Below are 2,156 nucleotides of genomic sequence, written 5' to 3'. Positions count from 1 at the left end.
TCATAGGACACCTCCGGATACTGAATTTGGTTCAGGATGGTTGTCACAGACTGCCAGAAATCCGGCGTACACTCCTTCTCCCACCGGTGGGGATCCTTGTCTACCCGTAAATGTTCAGCGCCGAAATAATGTTGCACGCTGGGATGTGAAAAGGCGATGCCCTCCCTTGAGGTGCGAAGGATGTCGAGATTTAAAACCCATTGGAGTCCCCTTCTTGACGAGTAATGACGCCTCGCTGTTTCGTCCTCTACAAATCGCCGATGCCCATCTATCGTTAGGCTCAACTTCCCCGTCGCTCTCCACCAGCGGTCCAGTTTCAAGCGTTCCACGGTACGGCGACGAGCCTCTCTGTCCCACACCCTCCTGACCACTCGGTCCAGCACCCATCCCAGGGTTATCGGGGGACCGGCCTCTTCCTCGTGAACTAGATCTTCGCTCCAATCGTCCGGTGTCTGTTTCTCATCTCCGATGTCCGATATGAGTTCGTCCAGAGGGATCGGTTGCGGTTGGGACCCGCCTTCGGATGGCTCGCTCTTTGCACTCCCTCCGGAATCCTGATCGTGGTCCGGTGGTACCGATTCCGGGAGAACCTCTTCCGTTCGGGCTGGAGTCTCCGGCGCAATCAGATTGGCCAGGGCCTCCAGATACAACGGCACCGTGCAGATTTCCCTCAACGGGTAAAGTTCCGATTCAGGATTGGAAAGCCCTTTCTCTAACTGCTGGTAAAACGGCTTGTTCGCCTCGCTGACGAAGGCCTGCAGGTACTGCAATATCTGTCTTTCGGAAAGCCCCGCGAGATGAACGCACTCTATATCGTTCGGAAGAGAGACCACGGGACGAGTTGAAACCAGCACCTTTAATCGGGGATACCGTCTCCAGAGTGTCCGTATTTGCCTCAGGAAACTCTCAACCCTCCGGTCTTCCCAAAGTTCATCCAGACCGTCAAAGCAAACCAGCCATTGTAACTCTTCGTGTTCCAGCAATTTTTCAGGAGCAGATGGTTCTCCCGTCCACCAATTTCCCAGCGAGTTGGCCTGACGCAGAATCTCTTTTGCCAGAGTCCTCGCACTCTGAATCTGGGTCTCCCTCAGCGGGAAGTAGACCGGTATCCAGTTGGGCGGCTGTCGGAATTCCTCCCGTCGTCGAGTCTCTTCCATTGCCTGGATGCTCTCATTGGCCAACTCCGCAACGATTCTGCACAACAGGGTGCTCTTGCCGCTTCCCGGAGGCCCTGCCACGATGAGAATGGGCCGTCTGCTCCCTTCTGATAACCACTCCTGGATCACCGCAGCGAGAAGCTTGCCCCGAGCATCATACAGGTCAATATACGGCTCTATCCTGGCCGCCTTCAGATTGCTTCGGAGGGCTTCAAAGTATCTGAGCCACATGGAGGGAGCAACAAACGGGACCTCCCGGTAACACGGGGAGTTCCGGTCCAGTTTGCGGCGGTCTATATCCCGCTTGCTCTCGCCGGACCGTATCCAGCATTCTCCCGGAGATAAGAGCACCTTTCTTCTCCTCCCGTGCCTAATGACCAAGTCCCTGGCGATATGGAAGGCTTTCTCCCTGCAATCGGGTTCTATGGAGAGATAGGCAACACAGTTGCCTTCCAGCCACTCCAGGCGAAAATCCCACTGGTGCAAAGGGGGATCGATGTATTCCCCGAAAATTGCCGCTATCCGGTGGCGTATCTGTTCTGCTACAAGCACAAGTCCCTTTTCGTCTTTGTCTACCAGCGCTCGCTCTGAGCGGCAATACCGCTGCAGGTCGTCCCAAATATCGGAGAGGTTGCCCTGATTGTTCAGTCCGAAGAGCAGGTAAGCCGGCTTGCCCCACGAACGGGCTGTGTTCGCCATCGCGATGACATCGCGGAGGAATTCCGCTTTTTCCTCGTCGTGGTCAAGGTTGGGGAACTTCTGTTTCCGGTCCCGCAGGGGAGTTTCCTCGTATTCCCGCGGCTCGGTGAAGAGTTCCGACCTGAAGAACTGGCTGCTCATCGGACGCCCTCCTGAACACTGAATGCCCCTTCGCTTCGCCTCGGCGTGAGCGCCCTCGGGCTGAAGCCCCTTCGGCCACGCCGCGCCACGCCCTCGGGCCGCGGGGCCCTTCGGGCTGTTTGAGCCCCCAACGGGGGCTTCGCCATGTTGAGCCTGGCG

1 protein-coding gene is annotated in these 2,156 nt (G+C 57.0%); it reads right to left on the bottom strand.

Annotation, left to right across the window (positions count from 1 at the left end; all coding sequences use genetic code 11):
* Positions 1-1,997, bottom strand: a 1,997-nt coding sequence (locus ABJK56_RS19675; RefSeq protein ID WP_347246395.1) for an NACHT domain-containing protein, incomplete at its 3' end; no start/stop codon positions are given.
* Positions 1,998-2,156: the final 159 nt, after the last annotated feature.

The organism is Thermogutta sp. (assembly GCF_039793925.1).
GTDB lineage: Bacteria > Planctomycetota > Planctomycetia > Pirellulales > Thermoguttaceae > Thermogutta.
This window is presented reverse-complemented; position numbering and strand designations above follow the sequence as displayed.